Annotated in this window: 11 protein-coding genes; 9 read left to right on the forward strand and 2 right to left on the reverse strand. The window is 70.8% G+C overall.

Features of this window, described 5'->3' with window-relative positions; translation table 11 throughout:
- Window positions 1–21 precede the first annotated feature (21 nt).
- Window positions 22–1,371 carry an APC family permease gene (locus ACLKM7_RS14320; protein WP_436447832.1) on the forward strand — a complete coding sequence of 450 codons (1,350 nt, stop codon included), beginning with the start codon at window positions 22–24 and terminating at the stop codon, window positions 1,369–1,371.
- Between the two features lie 18 nt (window positions 1,372–1,389).
- Here ACLKM7_RS14320 and ACLKM7_RS14325 read toward each other — a convergent pair whose 3' ends face one another.
- Window positions 1,390–5,112, reverse strand: a complete 3,723-nt coding sequence (locus ACLKM7_RS14325; protein ID WP_436447833.1) for a multifunctional oxoglutarate decarboxylase/oxoglutarate dehydrogenase thiamine pyrophosphate-binding subunit/dihydrolipoyllysine-residue succinyltransferase subunit — start codon at window positions 5,110–5,112, stop codon at window positions 1,390–1,392.
- A gap of 178 nt (window positions 5,113–5,290) precedes the next feature.
- Here ACLKM7_RS14325 and ACLKM7_RS14330 point away from each other — a divergent pair, with 178 nt between their 5' ends.
- The 4 genes from ACLKM7_RS14330 to ACLKM7_RS14345 all read left to right on the forward strand — a co-directional run bounded on the left by ACLKM7_RS14330 (window position 5,291) and on the right by ACLKM7_RS14345 (window position 10,972).
- The gene (locus ACLKM7_RS14330; RefSeq protein ID WP_436447834.1) at window positions 5,291–6,748 is read left to right on the forward strand and encodes a GuaB1 family IMP dehydrogenase-related protein; all 1,458 of its coding nucleotides are present in this window, start codon (window positions 5,291–5,293) and stop codon (window positions 6,746–6,748) included.
- A gap of 395 nt (window positions 6,749–7,143) precedes the next feature.
- Window positions 7,144–8,121, forward strand: coding sequence for a hypothetical protein (locus ACLKM7_RS14335; RefSeq protein ID WP_436447835.1), 978 nt, complete (start codon window positions 7,144–7,146; stop codon window positions 8,119–8,121).
- A gap of 464 nt (window positions 8,122–8,585) precedes the next feature.
- Window positions 8,586–9,917: a hemolysin family protein gene (locus ACLKM7_RS14340; RefSeq protein ID WP_436447836.1), complete on the forward strand. Its 1,332-nt coding sequence runs from the start codon at window positions 8,586–8,588 to the stop codon at window positions 9,915–9,917.
- Window positions 9,914–10,972, forward strand: a complete 1,059-nt coding sequence (locus ACLKM7_RS14345) for a hemolysin family protein (protein ID WP_436447837.1) — start codon at window positions 9,914–9,916, stop codon at window positions 10,970–10,972. Before ACLKM7_RS14340 ends, ACLKM7_RS14345 begins: the two co-directional genes overlap by 4 nt.
- Window positions 10,973–11,168: 196 nt before the next feature.
- On the opposite strand, the gene ACLKM7_RS14350 is transcribed toward ACLKM7_RS14345, so the two are convergent.
- Window positions 11,169–12,236: an NADH:flavin oxidoreductase/NADH oxidase gene (locus ACLKM7_RS14350; protein WP_436447838.1), complete on the reverse strand. Its 1,068-nt coding sequence runs from the start codon at window positions 12,234–12,236 to the stop codon at window positions 11,169–11,171.
- A 62-nt stretch (window positions 12,237–12,298) separates the two neighbouring features.
- On the opposite strand from ACLKM7_RS14350, the gene ACLKM7_RS14355 reads away from it, so the two are divergent.
- The 4 genes from ACLKM7_RS14355 to ACLKM7_RS14370 all read left to right on the forward strand — a co-directional run bounded on the left by ACLKM7_RS14355 (window position 12,299) and on the right by ACLKM7_RS14370 (window position 16,037).
- A complete protein-coding gene (locus ACLKM7_RS14355; protein WP_436447839.1) occupies window positions 12,299–13,159 on the forward strand; it encodes an ADP-dependent NAD(P)H-hydrate dehydratase in 861 nt (286 codons plus the stop codon).
- Window positions 13,160–13,169: 10 nt separating this feature from the next.
- Window positions 13,170–14,402 carry a hypothetical protein gene (locus tag ACLKM7_RS14360; RefSeq protein ID WP_436447840.1) on the forward strand — a complete coding sequence of 411 codons (1,233 nt, stop codon included), beginning with the start codon at window positions 13,170–13,172 and terminating at the stop codon, window positions 14,400–14,402.
- 25 nt (window positions 14,403–14,427) lie between these two features.
- A complete protein-coding gene (locus ACLKM7_RS14365; protein ID WP_436447841.1) occupies window positions 14,428–14,745 on the forward strand; it encodes a thiamine-binding protein in 318 nt (105 codons plus the stop codon).
- A gap of 74 nt (window positions 14,746–14,819) precedes the next feature.
- Window positions 14,820–16,037: an MFS transporter gene (locus ACLKM7_RS14370; protein ID WP_436447842.1), complete on the forward strand. Its 1,218-nt coding sequence runs from the start codon at window positions 14,820–14,822 to the stop codon at window positions 16,035–16,037.
- Window positions 16,038–16,083: the final 46 nt, after the last annotated feature.

Here is a 16,083-nt window from a genome sequence, read left to right on the forward strand (position 1 = left end):
GCCTCCCACGACACTGGGAGCATGGCCTCGCACACGGACGCACCCCGCGGCACCCTCGGCGTCGTCCAGGGCACCGCGCTGTACATCGCGTCCGTGCTGGGCACCGGGCTGCTCGTGCTGCCGGGGCTCGCGGCCGAGGTCGCCGGACCCGCCTCGATCGTCGCGGTGCTCGCCGTCATCGGCCTGTCGATCCCGCTCGCCGGCACGTTCGCGGTGCTCGCGGCGCGGTATCCCGATCCTGGCGGCGTCGCGAGCTACGTGCGTCGCGCGCTCGGCGGCACAGCGGCGCGGATGACGGGGTACTGGTTCCTGTTCGGAGTGTGCGCCGGCGCGCCCGTGGTGGCCGTGCTCGGCGGCGAGTATGTGGTCGCGGTGCTGGGCGTCGATCGCGCCCTGGTGCCGGTGCTCGCGCTCGCCATCCTGGTGCCGCCCTTCGCGATCAACGCGTTCGGCGTGCGCGTCGCCGGCTGGGTCCAGTTCGTGCTCACCGCGCTCCTGCTCACTGTCGTGGTGGGCGTCGTCGCGCTCGCGGCACCGGCGGTCGAGCCGCAGAACTTCACGCCGTTCCTGCCGAACGGCTGGATGGGCGTCGGCACCGCCATCAGCCTCTTCGTCTGGGCATTCGCCGGCTGGGAGGTCGGCACGCACATCTCGGGCGAGTTCCGTGATCCGCGTCGTGCCATCCCCATCGGCACCGCGATCGCGCTGGTCGTCACCGGCGTCTGCTATCTCGTGCTGCAGGTCGTGACCGTCGGTGCGCTCGGCGACGAAGCGGGCGGCGGCGCGGTGCCGCTGCTCGAGCTCGCCCGGCTCGGATCCCCCGGCTTCGGAGCCGCTGCGGTCGGCGCGATCGCCGCGATCGTGGCGCTCGGCGTGATGAACGCGTATCTGGCGGCGTTCGCGAAGCTCGGGGCATCCCTCGCCGCGAACCGAGATCTGCCGCGCTGGTTCGCCGCCGGCGCGGAGTCTGGTGGCGTACCGCGTCGAGCGCTGAGTCTCACCGGGGCGGTCGTCGTGGTGTACTTCGCACTCATGCTGTGGGCGGGCCTGGATCTGACGCCGTTCATCCTGGTGCACACCAGCAGCATGGTCGCGATCTACGCCGTCGGCATGGTGGCGGCGCTGCGACTGCTGCGCCGGGGTACGGCCGGCTGGTGGATGGCACTCGTCGCGACCGTTCTGTGCGCGGGCATGCTCGCCCTCGCGATCGGGTCGCTGCTGCCGGCCGCGATCCTCGCCGCCGCCGCCGTGACCGTGACGCTCGTGCGTCGCCGTCGCCGTGCGCGCACGGCCGCCGCGCTCTCCGCTGAGGTGAAGGCAGCGGAAGAAAGCACATCGTCCCTGGGCGCGACGCGCTCAGGGACGATGTGACGGCCGGCGTCGGCGCCGTTAGAGCGTCAGCGCCTTCTGGATGATCCCGGCCTGCTCGACCGCGTGGACCTTCGGAGACCCGGTGGCCGTCGAGGCGGCGGCCGGACGCGACACGCGCCGGATCGTGCGCCCGTTCAGGTGCTGCATGAGATCCAGCGCGATGAACGGCCAGGCGCCCTGGTTCTCGGGCTCGTCCTGCACCCACACCAGCTCGGCGTTCGGGTAGGCGTCGATGACGGCGTTGAGCTCTGCGACCGGCGCCGGGTAGAACTGCTCGAGGCGCACGAGGGCGATCTCGGGGTTCGGGTTCTTGTCGAGCTCGGCGCGCAGATCCCAGTGGATCTTGCCCGAGTGCAGGAGCACGCGCTTCACGCCCGACTTGTCGAGTCCGCGGTTGTCGTCGAGCACCGGCTCGAACTTGCCCGTCAGGAAGTCCTCGACCGGACTCGTCGCGCCGCGCAGACGCAGCATCGCCTTGGGCGTGAAGACCACGAGCGGGCGACGCGGGCGGGCGTAGGCCTGTCGGCGCAGCAAGTGGAAGTACGACGCGGGCGTCGATGGCCGGGCCACGGTCATGTTGTCCTGCGCGCACATCTGCAGGTATCGCTCGATGCGACCCGATGAGTGGTCGGGGCCCTGGCCCTCATAGCCGTGGGGGAGCAGCAGCACGACGCTCGACTGCTGGCCCCACTTCTGATCGGCCGACGAGATGAATTCGTCGATGACCGACTGGGCGCCATTGGCGAAGTCGCCGAACTGCGCCTCCCACAACACGAGGGCGTCAGCGCGCTCGACCGAGTAGCCGTACTCGAACGCCATCGCCGCGTACTCGCTCAGCAGCGAGTCGTAGACCCAGAAGCGCCCCTGGTCGTCGCTGAGGTTCGCCAGCGGGATCCACTCCTGGCCGTTCGCACGATCATGGAGCACCGAGTGGCGCTGCACGAACGTGCCGCGCCGGGAGTCCTGGCCGGCGAGACGCACATTGGTCTTCTCCAGCAGCAGCGAGCCGAACGCGAGCAGCTCGCCGAAGCCCCAGTCGATCGAGCCGTTGCGGCTCATGTCGAGGCGCTTCTCGAGCAGCTGCTGCAGCTTGTTGTGGACGGTGAAGCCGTCGGGCTTGTTCACGAACGTGTCGCCGATGAGGTTCACCACCTCACGCGAGACCCCGGTGCTCTCGGGCTCTCCGGCGGCGGGCTCTGCCGGGGCATCCGGCACCACCACGGGCGAGGAGCCGGTCTCGGCCGCGTGGGTCTCGGCGAACGCGATCTCGAGGCGGTACTGGAAGTCCTGCTTGGCCTTCTCGTACTCCTCCTCGGTGATGTCGCCGCGTCCCACCAGGGCCTCGGTGTAGAGGCGGCGGACCGAGCGCTTCGCCTCGATGAGGTTGGTCATGAGCGGCTGCGTCATCGACGGGTCGTCGCCCTCGTTGTGACCGCGGCGGCGGTAGCACACCAGGTCGATCACGACGTCGCGGTGGAACCGCTCGCGATACGCGAACGCGAGCTGAGCGACGCGGGTCACGGCCTCGGGGTCGTCGCCGTTCACGTGGAAGATGGGCGCCTGGATCGTCTTGGCGACATCGGTCGCGTACACCGAGGTGCGCGCGTCGACCGGCGTGGTGGTGAAGCCGACCTGGTTGTTGACGACGACGTGGATCGTGCCGCCGGTGCGGTAGCCGCGCAGCTGCGACATCTGCAGCGTCTCGACGACCACGCCCTGACCCGCGAACGCGGCGTCGCCGTGGACCAGGATGGGCAGCCACGAGAAGGTGCCGATCGGCTTGCGGTCCTGCTTGGCCCGCACGATGCCCTCGAGCACGCCGTCGACGGTCTCGAGGTGCGACGGGTTCGCGGCGAGGTAGACCGGCAGCTCCTGGCCGCCGTCGCCGTCGGCGACGAACGTGCCTTCGGTGCCCAGGTGGTACTTGACGTCGCCCGACCCGCTCTTGGAGCCGATCGCGACCGATCCCTCGAACTCGCGGAAGACCTGGCCGTAGGTCTTGCCGGCGATGTTGGTGAGCACGTTCAGGCGGCCGCGGTGCGCCATGCCGATCGCGGCACCGTCCAGGCCCGCCTCGGCCGCGCCCTGCAGGATCTCGTCGAGGAGGGGGATGAGCGACTCGCCGCCCTCGAGGCTGAAGCGCTTCTGCCCGACGTACTTCGTCTGCAGGAAGGTCTCGAACGCCTCGGCCTGGTTCAGCTTGTCGAGGATCCGCAGCTGCTCGTCGTGGCCGGGCTTCTGGTACTTGACCTCGACGTTCTGCTGGAACCATGCGCGCTGGCCCGGGTCCTGGATGTGCATGTACTCGATGCCGATGGTGCGGCAGTACGAGTCTCGGAGCACCCCGAGGATGTCGCGCAGCTTCATCTGACGCTTGCCGCCGAAGCCGTTCGTGACGAACTCGCGGTCGAGGTCCCAGAACGTCAGCCCGTGGCTCTCGATCTCGAGGTCGGGGTGCGTGCGCTGCATGTACTCGAGCGGGTCGGTGTCGGCCATCAGGTGGCCGCGCACGCGGAACGAGTTGATGAGCTCCTGCACGCGCGCCGTCTTGTCGACGCGCTCGGCGGTGTCGACGTTGATGTCGGCCGCCCAGTGGATGGGAGCGTACGGGATGCGCAGGGCGGAGAAGATGCTCTCGTAGAAGCCGCGCTGCCCGATGAGCAGCTCGTGCACCTTCTTGAGGAACTCGCCCGAGCCGGCGCCCTGGATCACGCGGTGGTCGTAGGTGCTCGTGAGCGTGATCGTCTTGCCGATCGCCAGCTCGTTGAGCGTCTTGTCGCTCGCGCCCTGGAACTCGGCCGGGTACTCGAGGGCACCGGCGCCGACGATGCAGCCCTGGCCCTTCATGAGGCGGGGCACCGAATGCACGGTGCCGATGCCGCCGGGGTTGGTCAGCGAGATCGTGGTGCCCTGGAAGTCAGCGGCCGTCAGCTTGTTGTTGCGCGCGCGGCTGATGAGGTCCTCGTACGTGGTGAGGTACTCGCCGAACGTCAGCTGGTCGGCCCGCTTGATACTCGGCACGAGCAGCGCGCGGGTGCCGTCGGGGCGGGGAAGATCGATCGCGATGCCCAGGTTCACGTGCGACGGCGCGACGACCGACGGCTTGCCGTCGACCTCGGCGTAGAAGACGTTCTGGCTCGGGAACTCCTTGAGCGCCTGGATGATCGCCCAGCCGATGAGGTGCGTGAAGCTCACCTTGCCGCCGCGCGTGCGGGACATGTGGTTGTTGATCACGATCCGGTTGTCGATCATGAGCTTCGCCGGGACGGTGCGCACGCTCGTGGCGGTCGGCACCGTGAGCGACTCGTCCATGTTCGCCGCCAGGGTCTTGGGCATGCCCTTGAGCACGGTGACCTTGTCTTCGGCGGCGCCCTCGGGGGACGAGGGCTGCGACTTGGGCGCCTGCGCCGGAATGGGCTGCGGAGACGCGGGGCGAGCCGTCGTCCGGGCGACCGGCTGCGTGCCGATCACGGGGATCGGCGCGGTGACGGGGCGGGGCTCGGCGGCCGCCGGCTGCGACGGCGGCGGTGCGGCCGTCGCGGGTGCCGGTGCGGTGGTCGCCGCAGGCGCCGCCGCTCCTTCTCCGTCGACCGGGTGGTAGGCCTCGAGCACCGGCCACCACGCCTTGTCGACGGAGTTCCGGTCGATCTTGAACTGTTCGTACAGCTCGTCGACGAGCCACTCGTTGGCTCCGAACTCTCCCTCGTTCGAAACCCCGACGCCCGTCACCTGGCTCGACACGCTGAATCGCCTGCTTTCATCGGTGAAGTTCTGGGTGTGCGCGGCGGGCTCCGAAGCCCGCGCACGCGCCTCTTAAGCGTAGCCCAGTCTGGGAGCACGATCCCGGCGGACGGGGGCCGGCGGCCTGAAAGAACGCTCATCGTTATCCGTACAGGAACTGTCACTACCCTTGGCAGTCATGGAGTTCTACGGCGCAGCGCCCGATGTCGACCTGACGTACTCGGACGTCTTCCTGGTTCCGCGCAGGTCGGCGGTCACCAGCCGCCTGGACGTCGACCTGTCTCCGGGGGACGGCACTGCCGCCACGATTCCTCTCGTCTCGGCGAACATGAACTCGGTCACCGGTGCGCGGCTGGCCGCGACGCTCGCGCGGCGCGGCGGGCTCGGCGTGCTTCCCCAGGACATGCCGCTGCAAGAGCTCGACGCCGCGATCCGGTGGGTCAAGGACCAGCCGGTCGCGTGGGACACGCCGCTCGTGCTGCCGCCCGAGGCGACGGTGGCCGACGCGGCACGCCTGCTTCCCGCATCCGACGGCCACGGCATCGTCGTCGCGGACGCGACCTCGGGCAGGGTAGACGCCGAGGGCATCCTCGGGGTCATCCCGGCGACGCGGCTGGCGACGGCCCTGCCCGATGCCCGGCTCGGCGATCTGGCCCGCGGGCGTTCGGCATCGGTCGACGCCGACGACATCGAGAGCGCGCGCCACGCGTTCGACGTGATCGTCGCCGCCGGGGCCGAGACGGTGTGCGTGCTGCAGCACGGGCACCTCGTCGGCACCCTGTCGCGCCGCAGCGCGCTGCGCTCCACGCTCTACACGCCCGCCGTCGACGCCTCCGGGCGACTCATCGTCGCCGCTGCGGTCGGGATCAACGGCGATGCCGCCGCGAAGGCCAAGGCGCTCGCCGCCGCCGGCGTGGACGTCCTCGTCGTCGACACCGCCCACGGTCATCAGGAGGGCATGCTGCGCGCGCTGCGGGAAGTGGCCGACCTCGATCTGGGCATCCCGATCGCGGCGGGCAACGTCGTCACCGCCGAGGGCGTGCACGACCTCGTGACCGCGGGCGCGACGATCCTCAAGGTCGGTGTCGGGCCGGGCGCGATGTGCACCACCCGCATGATGACCGCCGTCGGTCGCCCGCAGTTCTCCGCCGTGCTCGAGACCTCCGAGGCGGCCCGCATCATGGGTGCGCACGTGTGGGCCGACGGGGGCGTGCGCTACCCGCGCGACGTCGCCCTCGCGCTCGCGGCGGGAGCGGCATCCGTCATGGTCGGCTCCTGGTTCGCCGGCACGATCGAGGCGCCCGGCGAACTGCAGACCGACGAGGCCGGGCGCGTGTACAAGGAGTCGTGGGGCATGGCCTCGACCAAGGCCGTCCACGAGCGCTTCGGCCGCCTGGATCCGTACGAGCTGGCCCGCAAGGAGCTGTTCGCCGAGGGCATCTCGTCGTCGCGCATCTACCTCGACCCGCTGCGTCCGGGCCTCGAGGACCTGCTCGACATGATCACGTCGGGCGTGCGCTCGTCGTTCACCTACGCCGGTGCCGCGACCGTGGCCGAGTTCCACGACCGTGCCCGCGTGGGCCTGCAGTCCGCCGCCGGCTACGAAGAGGGCAAGGCGCTCCCCGTCAGCTGGTAGACGATCCCGGATGCCGCGGCCCGCGGCATCCGTCTGCGCTGGGCTTTCTCGCACCGCCGCTTCGTGCGTCGCTCGCAGATTCCCGCGCTGTTGCCGCCGCGCGTGGTTGCGGCCGCAGTTTCCTGTGGGGGCGCACCGGATCTGGTGCGCCCCCACAGAGGCGTGGAGCCCGAGCAGCACGACGGTGCAGTGTTCGGGCGCCGCGGCAGGGAAGTGGCGCCGCGGCAGGGAACGGTCGCCGCCATGGGGCAGGTGCAGCCGCGGCGGTGAATGGGCGGCACAGCCTCGTCCGGGCGACGGATGCCGGCTCCTCCACAGAGCGCGGGGCTGACGTCTTATCCACCGAACGACGTGATCCCGGGGCGGCACCGGCGCCGATGCGCGACCGTGAACGGGTGCAGCCCAGGAACGAGCCCGTCATCACCATTCATCGACGGCGAGACCGTGACGGTCGACCCACGAACGACCGCCGACTCGCGCGCGAGCTCGCGGCGGGCACATACGTGCGCGTGGCTCCGGGCTCGTTCGTCCCCGGCCCCGAGTGGCGTGCGCTCAGTCCGATCGACCGGCACTATGTGCGGGTGATCGAAGCGCTGGATCGCGCGCGCGGGCCGCTCGTGGTCGCGCATTTCGCGGCCGCGGCGGTGTGGGGCATCGACCTCATCGGTCGATGGCCGGACGAAGTCGACATCCTTGTGCCGCGGACCACTGGCGGCCGTTCGTCGGGTGCGTTCCGCCGTCGGACGACGACATTCGCCGATGCCGCTGTCGTCGACTGGCGCGGCCACGCCCTAACCACTCCTGCGCAGACCGCGCTCGACCTGGCGCGCGTCGGGACCTTCACCTCCGGCGTCATCGCGCTCGATCAGGCGCGGTGGGTCCGGCGAGAGGGCGGCCCGCTCGTGACGCTCGCCGAGCTGGAAGAGACCTTCGCGGGCGATCCGCGACGTGGGGCGACGCGCGTGCGCACGGCGCTCGACTTCTCGACCGACTTGTCGGACTCCGTGCGCGAGAGCGAGGGTCGGGTACTCATCGATCGGCTGGGCTTTCCGAAGCCCGTGCTCCAGCGGCGGTTCGAACTCCCGAGCGGCCGGGTGGCCGTCGTCGACTACTACTTCGAGGATGCCGACCATGCGGCCGAGTTCGACGGTACGGGAAAGTACCTCGATCCGGCGCTGCAGAAGGGACGAACACCCGAGGAGGTGCTCATCGCCGAGAAGGACCGCGGCGACGAACTCCGGCGCACGGTTCGAGCCTTCTCGCGATGGCGGACACCGGCGCACCGGGATCCGCGCAAGCTGTACGACATCCTCAGCGGTGCGGGGTTGCCGTCTCGCTTTGCGAGGCCGCCGGCCGGTCTGGTGTGGCGCTGACGTCAGACCCTGCGTGCGGGGCACCGGGGGTGGGTTCCGGATGCCTCGGCCGTGGCATCCGGAACGCCCGTCGTCTGTGGTGGTCCTGGCGTTGCGGCTGCAGATTCCTGCTGTGGCGCCTCAGCTCTGGCGCGCCGCAGCAGAGAACAGCAGCCGCAGGGGAACCACAGCGCCGCGTTGGTGGGCCATGACAGCGAACGCCCGCCGCAGCAGAAAGGCGCAGCCGCGAGGCGAGCCGCCGGGGACAGGGCGGGGCGTCGGGGAGCGCCGGGCCGCCGCAGCGGAGGGCGCCGGTCGAAGCGGACGCGCCGGTGGACGGAGGCCGGGGGCGAGGCGCAGGGTCCGGACCGGCCCGCGGATCGCCGCCTGGCCTGTCGTAGACTGTTCGGCACGATGGACGACCCTCCCAGTTGTAGACGCTCGCCCCACCGACCCGCCTCCCGATTGAACGGGGGTGATGCGTGATGGATTACGTCATGCTGGGCGTGGGGCTCCTGCTCACCATCGGCACCGGTCTGTTCGTCGCGAGCGAGTTCGCGCTCGTCAATCTGGACCGTGCTGACCTCGAGGCCCGCCAGGCGGCGGGCGAGACCCGGCTGGCGCTGACCATCAGCGCGCTGCGGATCACCTCGACCCATCTCTCGAGCGCGCAGCTCGGCATCACGCTGACGACGCTGCTCACCGGTTACACGATGGAGCCGGCGATCTCGAACCTGCTCGCGCCGGTGTTCGACGCATGGGGCATCCCGGAAGGCGTCTCGCGTCCGCTCGCCGCGGTGATCGGCGTGTCGATCGCGACGATCTTCTCGATGATCCTCGGCGAGCTCGTGCCCAAGAACTTCGCGCTCGCGATCCCACGGCAGACCGCCAAGCTGGTGATGCCGTTCCAGGTCGGGTTCACCACCGTTTTCCGGCCCGCGATCGTCGTGCTCAACGGGAGCGCGAACGGCGTGCTCCGTGCCATCGGCATCGAGCCGAAGGAGGAGCTGTCGGGCGCCCGCACGGCCGAGGAGCTCTCGAGCCTGGTGCGACGCTCGGCCAGCGCCGGCCTGCTCGAGGAGGACACGGCGTCGCTGCTCGATCGCAGCCTCACCTTCTCGCGTCTGACCGCGGCCGATGTCATGACGCCACGACCGAGCGTGCATGCGATCGCCGCCGACGACTCGGCCGAGGACGTCATCCAGCTCGCCCGGCGCACCGGCCACAGCCGCTTCCCCGTGTACGACGAATCGATGGACGACATCACCGGAGTCGTGCACCTGAAGGCCGCCGTGGGCGTGCCGCGCGACCGGCGCCGGGACGTGCCGGCCGCGGCGCTCGCCAACGAGCCGGTGCGCTTTCCCGAGGCGGTCCACCTGGACGTGCTCGTGTCGGAGCTGCGCGCACGCGGATATCAGATGGCCATCGTCGTCGACGAGTACGGCGGCACGGCGGGTGTCGTCACCCTCGAGGATCTCGTGGAAGAGATCGTCGGTGAGGTGCTCGACGAACACGACCGGCGCCGCGCGGGCATCGTGCGCGTCGAGGACACCGTCATCTTCCCCGGCGAACTTCGCCCGGACGAGCTGCTCGACCGCACCGGCATCCGCATTCCCGAAGGAGACGTGTACGACACCGTGGGCGGGTTCATCATGAGCGTGCTCGAGCGCATTCCCACGGCCGGCGACACGATCGAACTCGAAGACGGCTCGATCGAGGTGCAGCGCATGGACGGGCGCCGCGTGGAGCGGGTGCGTTTCGCCCCGAAGCCGATGCCGCACGCCGATCCCACGACGGAAGGCGGTGAGCGCCGATGAACGACTGGGCCGGAATCGCCTGGCTGGTGGTGCTGCTCATCGCCAACGCCTTCTTCGTCGGCGCCGAGTTCGCCGTCATCTCGGCCCGGCGCTCGCAGATCGAGCCGCTCGCCGAGCGTGGGTCGCGCTCGGCCAAGACCGCCCTGTACGCGATGGAGCACGCGACGCTGATGCTGGCCACCAGTCAGCTGGGCATCACGATCTGCTCGCTGCTGATCCTGAACGTGTCGGAGCCGGCGATCCACCACCTGCTCGCCGAGCCCCTTCACCTGACGGGACTCAGCGAGGGCGCCGTCGACACGATCGCGTTCCTCGTGGCGCTGCTGGTGGTGTCGTACCTGCACGTCGTGTTCGGCGAGATGGTTCCGAAGAACCTGGCGTTCTCGGTGCCGGACCGGGCCGTGCTGATGCTCGCGACGCCGCTGGTGTGGGTCTCGAAGCTCTTCCACCCGGTGATCGTGACCCTCAACTGGATCGCGAACCACGTCGTGCGGCTGTTCCGCGTCGAGCCGAAGGACGAGGCCTCCTCGACCTTCACTCTCGAGGAGGTCGCCACGATCGTGAATCAGTCCCGCATCGAAGGCGTGCTCACCGACACCGCCGGCACCGTCCGCGCGGCGGTCGAGTTCACCGACAAGAAGGCGAAGGACATCGCGGTGCCCCTCGCCCACCTGGTGACGCTGCCCGAGACGACCACGCCCGACGAGATCGAGCGCGCTGTGGCCAAGCACGGGTTCTCGCGGTACGTGATCGTCGACGACGCCGGCCTGCCCCTCGGGTACGTGCACCTCAAGGACATCCTGCGGGCGGCAGAGGGACCGGATGCTGCGACCGACGTCGCCCGTCAGATCCCGCCGAAGCGCATCCACCACATGGTTCCGGTGCTCGAGTCCACCGACCTCGAGGATGCACTCGCGCTGATGCGGCGGGCCGGACGCCATCTCGCGCAGGTGCGCGACGACTCCGGCGACATCACCGCGGTGCTGTTCCTCGAGGACATCATCGAGGAGCTGATCGGAGAGGTGCAGGACGCGACCCGCCGCCGCGGTTACTGATCCCGCCGGCGGCGTGCCGGCCGGGATTCGCGCTCGCGCTGCAGTCCGAAATCCGGCTCCGTGACATGACACGCGGGGCGGCGGCATCCGTCACCGGCGTGTCGTCGTGACCGAGCCGGATTTCGGGCAGTACCCGGGGCGGAATCGGGGTACGACGTGCGCCCGGGGCCTGGACCCGGGGCGTGGCCGGCGGCGCTCAGCGGCGACGGGCGCGGAGGTACTGCGGCGGCCAGTAGTCGATGTCGGCGCCGAGCTGGCCGGCGGCGCGGAGGCCGTAGTGCGGGTCGCGCAGCCATTCGCGCCCGGCCATCACGGCGTCGGCGTGGCCGTCGGCCAGCACGCGCTCGGCGTGCGCCGCGTCGTCGATCATGCCGACGGCGCTGACGGGAACGCCGGCTTCGGCGCGGATGCGCGCGGCAAGCTCGACCTGGTACCCGGGGCCGGTCGTCAGCCGCTGGTGCGCGACCAGGCCACCGCTGGAGATGTCGAAGAAGTCGACTCCGTGATCCGCGGACCAGCGCCCGACGGTCGCGGTCTGCTCGGCGTCCCAGCCGCCGTCGGCCCAGTCGGTGGCCGAGAAGCGTGTCAGGAGGGGCACGCCGGGCGCAGCATCCCGCACCGCGTCGATGACCCGCAGCAGCAGCCGCGCGCGGTTCTCGAGCGAACCGCCGTACTCGTCATCGCGCAGGTTCGACAGCGGCGACAGGAACTGATGCAGCAGGTAGCCGTGGGCCGCATGGATCTCGAGCACCTCGAAGCCGGCGTCGACCGCGCGGCGCGCGGCCGCGGCGAACGCCGCCACCACGCGGTCGATGCCCGCGAGATCGAGCGCGACGGGTTCGGCGTAGCCGTCGAACGCGATCGCCGACGGTGCGACCGTCGCCCAGCCTCCGTCGTCGGCCGGAACGGATCCGCGGGGTCCGGACAGCGGTGACCACGTCGAGGCCTTGCGGCCCGCGTGCGCCAGCTGGACCGCGGGCACCGCGCCGCGGCGGCGGATGCCGTCGACGATGGGCGTCCACGCATTCCGCTGGGCATCGTTCCACAGCCCGGTGTCATCCGGCGAGATGCGGCCCTCGGGCAGGACCGCCGTCGCCTCGGCGACGACCAGGCCCGCGCCGCCCGAGGCGAACTGCGTGAGGTGGGTGTGATGCCACTCCTGCGGGACGCCGTCCACAGCGCTGTACTGGCACATCGGCGAGACCCACAGACGATTGCGCACCGTGATGTCGCGCAGGGTCATGGGGGTGAAGAGTCGGCTCACGCGTGCGGCCTCCGCGGTTCGGGTCGGGATGCGGCGGTGTTCGCCACCAGTACTGTGAGGGCATGACGGGGTCCTGGACGATCCACGACGCGGCACGTGCCCTGCGGAGGCCAACGGCCGCCGACGACAAGTATTCCCGAGGGGTGCTGGGCATGCGCACCGGCTCAGAGGAGTACCCCGGCGCTGCCGTGCTCGGCGTCGAGGCCGCGTGGCGCACGGGCCTGGGGATGGTGCGCTACGTCGGCCCGCCGCGGCCGACCGCGCTCGTGCTCGCCCGGCGCCCCGAGACGGTGACGGCCGACGGCCGGGTACAGGCGTGGACCATTGGATCCGGCACCGCCCCCACGTCCCGCGACGGCGCCGAGTCCGACGCGCTGCGGGCCCTGCTGTCCGACACCGACCCGGTCGTGGTCGACGCCGGGGCGCTCGACCTCGCCGCCGGCGCGTCGGCTCCCCGCATCCTGACGCCTCACGGGCGCGAGCATGCCCGGCTTCGCTCGATGCTCGGGCTGCCACCCGCCGGGCACGACCGCGTCGCGGCGGCCCGCGACACCGCAGCGGCGACGGGCGCCGTCGTGCTGCTCAAGGGCGCATCCACGGTGGTGGCCGCACCGGACGGCTGGGCCACGGTCGTCGAGGTCGGCACGCCATGGCTGGCGTCCGCGGGAACGGGCGACGTCCTGGCCGGCGTCATCGGCGCACTCGTGGCAGGTGCGGTCGCCGACGGCCGCGCGGGCGATACCGCGTCGCTGGGGCGGGTCGCAGCATCGGGGGCCTTCCTGCACGCGCGCGCAGCCGCTCTCGCGTCAGAGAGGTTCGGGCCGGCCGGTGGCCCGATCACGGCGCTGGATGTCGCCGAGGCGCTGCCCCACGCCGCCGGCGAGCTGCTCGCACTGCCGGGCGACGCGGGCGGCGCGGCCTAGGATCGATAGCGTGTCGAGGCGAGGCTGGTTGTGGATCGCCTTCGTGGTCGTTCACGTCATCGTCGCGGCGCTGGGATTCGTCCTCCCGAACATCCCGATGGGGGACGTCTACCTCGTCTACGAACCGTGGGCCCGCGATGCGCTCGAGGGCCGCGGCATCCCCGGCATCTCGTACGAGTGGATCTACCCGCAGCTCGCCATCGTGCCGATGGTGCTCGCTCTCGGGCTGGAGTGGATCGCGGGATATGAGATCGCGTGGGCACTGGTCGTCACGCTGGCCGATGCGCTCGCGTTCGCGATGCTCGTCGGACGGGGCCGTTCGAACGGCCGCACGGTCGCCGCGGGCTTCTGGCTCGCCTTCATGCTGCTCCTCGGTCCGGTCGGGATGTACCGGCTCGACGGCGTCACCGTGCCGCTCGCGCTCGCCGGATGCCTGTGGCTGGCGGGGCGCCCGCTGGTCGCGTCGATCCTGCTGGCCGTCGCGACGTGGATGAAGGTGTGGCCGGCGGCGCTGCTGGCGGCCGCCGTCATCGCACTGCGTCGCCGGCTGGTCGTCGTCGGCGGAGCGCTCATCGTGACGGCGATGACGGCGGTCGCGGTGGTGGCCGCTGGAGGCGGCGGCCACCTGCTGGGCTTCGTCGCGGGTCAGACCGGACGCGGACTGCAGCTGGAGGCGCCGGTTTCGGCGATCTACTTGTGGCAGGCGGTCGCCGGGGTGCCCGGCGCGTTCGTGTACTACGACCGCGACATCCTGACCTTCCAGGTGACGGGATTCGCCGTCGATGCCGTGATCGCGGTGATGACACCGGTGCTGGCCGTCGTGGTGGTGGGCCTCGCTGCGCTCGGTGTCTTCCTGGCGTGGCGTGGCGCACGGTTCGCGACGCTGTTTCCGCCGCTCGCGCTGAGCCTCGTACTGGCCTTCATCGTGTTCAACAAGGTGGGATCCCCGCAGTTCCTGACGTGGCTCATCGCCCCCGTCGCGATCGGGCTCGTGCTCGACCGGCGCGGCTGGCTGCTCCCGGCGGCGGTGGCGCTCGTCGCCGCCTTTCTCACGCAGCTCGTCTATCCCGTGCTCTATGACCGGATCATCGTCGCCGACGCCCTCGGCGCGACGGTTCTGACCCTGCGCAACCTCGTCATGCTCGCGCTGTTCGCGTGGGCCGTCGTGCGGCTGGCTCGCGTCCCGCGCGGGACCCGCCTGCGTCCGAGCCCTCGCGGGGCGCAGCATCCGATCGTCCCCTGACCACACTCACAACCCGGAGGTTCTCATGCTCGTCGCCTTCTCCGTCGCTCCGAGCGGCACCGGAAACGCCGATGGATCCGTGCACGATGCCGTCGCTGCCGCCGTCCGGGTGGTGCGCGACAGCGGCCTGCCGCACCGCACCACCTCGATGTTCACCGAGATCGAGGGGGAGTGGGACGAGGTGTTCGACGTCGTCCGGCGCGCGACCGAGGCGGTGCAGCCGTACGGGTCCCGCGTCGGGCTCGTCCTCAAGGCCGACATCCGACCCGGCTACTCGGGCGAGCTCGACGGCAAGATCGACCGGCTCGAGGCCGCGATCGAGCGCCAGGACGACACCGACTGACAACTCGGCTTGTGCCCGGAGGGGCGGCTCGAATCGATTCGACAGGATGCCGCGCCTCCGGCTAGCATGACGCGGTGACCTCCTCGAACCTGACGAGGGGTGCGGCGACGTGGGCGCTCCTCTCCCTCGCCGTCGGAAGCTTCGGCATCGGCATGACCGAGTTCGTGGTGATGGGCCTGCTGCCGAACATCGCCGAGGACCTGACCCCGTCGCTGTGGGCGTCGAGCTCCGAGGATGCGATCGCCCAGGCAGGATGGCTGATCTCGCTCTACGCCCTCGGCGTCGTGGTGGGCGCGCCGACGATCGCGGGTTCGGTGGCCAAGTACCCGCGCCATCGCGTCATGATCGGACTGGCGCTCGCGCTCACGGTGTTCAACGCGCTGACCTTCCTCGCGCCGACGTTCGAGATGGTCGCGGCGTCCCGGTTCCTCGCCGGTCTGCCGCATGGCGCGTACTTCGGCATCGGCGCGCTGGTCGCGGCGGACGTGCTCGGGCCCGGCATGCGGGCGAAGGGCGTCGCCTTCGTGCTCACCGGCCTCACCGTCGCGAACGTGGTCGGCGTGCCGCTGGGCACCTACCTCGGCCAGCAGGTGGGCTGGCGTGCGGCCTTCATGGTGGTCGCGGCGATCTTCGCCGCCGCGACGATCCTGATCGCGATCTTCGTTCCCGAGCATCCGGGGGATCCGGGCCGCACGCTGCGCGCCGAGCTCAAGGTCTTCGGCATCCGGCAGGTGTGGCTCGCTCTCGGCGTGGGAGCGATCGGGTTCGGCGGCTTCTTCGCGGTGTACAGCTATGTCGCACCGATCGTCACCGAGGTCGCCGGCTCGCCGGAATGGGTCGTGCCCGTCGTGCTGGTGCTGATGGGCCTCGGCATGACGGCCGGCAACCTGGTCGGCGGTCATCTCGCCGACGTGAACCTCAAGCGCACGCTCATCGGGGGCCTCATCGGACTGGCGGTCGTGCTGGTACTGCTCGCTGTGACGGCGCAATGGATCTGGGCGCTCGGGTTCTTCGTCTTCGCGACCGGATTCGTCGCCTCGGTGCTGAGTCCCACCATCCAGACCCGCCTCATGGACGTCGCGGCAGACAACCAGTCCATCGCCGCGGCCCTCAACCACTCCGCGCTCAACATCGGCAACAGCCTGGGAGCCTTCCTCGGTGGACTCGTGATCGCTGCCGGCTGGGGCTTCGTCGCCCCGGCGTGGGTCGGTGTCGCCCTGGCACTCGGCGGTCTCGCCCTGGCGCTCACGAGCCTCGCGCTCGAGCGGCGCCGAGTTTCCGTTCCGGTGTAGCCGCGGCATCCGTCGCCTGCCCACCGGCCGAGCGGCCGACGCCGTG

The sequence above is a fragment of the Microbacterium sp. I2 genome (assembly GCF_051364985.1).
In the GTDB taxonomy this organism is placed as follows: Bacteria; Actinomycetota; Actinomycetes; order Actinomycetales; family Microbacteriaceae; genus Microbacterium.